Genomic DNA, 1,273 nt, shown 5'->3' on the forward strand with positions numbered 1-1,273 from the left:
CATTTGACAAGACCCTCTGTCTGTCCTGTCCCCACAATACAAATAATATGGTGCTGTTCTGCGAAGGTGGTTGTGGAAATTGCGCCAATCGTACTTGCCTTGCAGAAATGAATGCGGCATACCTCACAGAGAAAGCCGTGCGCCTTATGGAAGAACGTCCCGATGTTCCTCTCTGTCGTGAAAATACTAACTACAACGAAATCGTAGTAGAACGCCTTACTGCTATGGGGTACGAAGTGGAACGTCTTAATTGTTATGCGAAAGCATATCCCAAACAGCCCGAAGCACCCTTAAAAGAGGATTACGATACTGCCGAAGAATACGGACAGGCACAGAGCGAGTACGAGCAGGAGTTGAACGATTACACGGAGAAATGCGAGGAAATCCGTACCCGATGTGAAGCAGGTGAAATTACCCTCTATTTCCGTGTTGAGAGCAAGGATATTGTACTTTGTTATATGACCAAAGTTACCTATGCCTCTAATAGTACAAATCAAGAGCAGACACTTTCTCCAATGGAGAAATTGGAGAAACAAGACAAGCGTAACAAGGAAATTGTTCTTGAAAAGACTGTAGAGGACACCAAAAAACAGATTTTGGAAGTTGATATGTCCGAGTGCAAGTTTGGGCAAGACGAGGATAAGATGATTTATTTCTTCTTGTTATCATCCCTCCGCAAGGAGCATTTTGAAGCGGTAGGTATCGGAGAAAAAAAGCCTTATTGCCACCTTACGGATGAAGAAAAGATAAACATCATCGCCAACCTCACGAGCAAGCAGAAAGCGATTATCCGCAGGGATTTTCTAATTGCTAATTTCAAGAACGCATACGGCAGCAATGCCATTGCATCCCTCTTGCTTGACTTCGCACAAAAACATATGCCCGACCTGTTGGCAGACATCAAGAACGGACATAATGAAGTGTATGAGAAGCGTCACCAACGTATCGAAGAGAAAAAAGCCGTTCTTTTGGTGCAGGAACAAGCAAAGCAGGAAGCGGAGCAATCTGACAAACAGCAATCCGAAGTAGGGATGCAGACCGAAGAACAGCCACAAGAGGAAGATATTGCAGCTTAACCATAATCACTAACTAACGAATAGGGGGTAGAGTAATCTGTCCTCTATTCGTTCCTAATTCAATGAAAGTGAAGATGTTCACGGACAACTGCTCCAAGCTGTTGTCGGGCGGCGCGTCTGTCGGGCAAACCCGCCATCCGCGCGATTATGCCTTTTCTATTCCATTTATAGCTACCTCCCGATGCCCCGCCGCCACC

At 45.4% G+C, this 1,273-nt stretch carries 1 pseudogene; it reads left to right on the forward strand.

Going from position 1 to position 1,273, the window contains the following annotated elements:
- A pseudogene (locus ABUA47_RS23755) lies at positions 1-1,076 on the forward strand (chromosome partitioning protein ParB); the annotation flags it as partial.
- Positions 1,077-1,273 lie beyond the last annotated feature (197 nt).

It is taken from the genome of Bacteroides sp. RTP31139st1_H2_RTP31139_211217, assembly GCF_040227615.1.
Classification (GTDB): domain Bacteria; phylum Bacteroidota; class Bacteroidia; order Bacteroidales; family Bacteroidaceae; genus Bacteroides; species Bacteroides uniformis.